General features: G+C 66.8%; 1 protein-coding gene. It reads right to left on the reverse strand.

Annotation, left to right across the window (positions count from 1 at the left end; translation table 11 throughout):
- Positions 1–238: transposase (locus ACSNOK_RS36090; protein WP_436784874.1), on the reverse strand; the 238-nt coding region annotated here is incomplete at both ends.

The raw sequence follows: 238 nt of genomic DNA on the forward strand, positions 1-238 counted from the left end.
TCACCACTGTGTCGTGCCGGGTGGTGGCCATCACGTGGAAGACATCCGCCCGTTCCAGTTCCGATCGCCAACTCTTGGAGAATCCGTAGGCGGCGTCCGCCGTGACCCACCGGAACGGGATCTTCTCGGCGATCGCGCGGCGGACCATCTCCTTGGCGATCGCCACCTTGGTGGCGAAGTCGACGCTGTCGTCGATGCCCGCCCGGCGGCAGCGCTCCCGATCCTCGGTCCAGGAGGT

Origin of the sequence: Streptomyces sp. URMC 126 (assembly GCF_051386555.1) — a bacterium.
Taxonomy (GTDB): Bacteria; Actinomycetota; Actinomycetes; order Streptomycetales; family Streptomycetaceae; genus Streptomyces.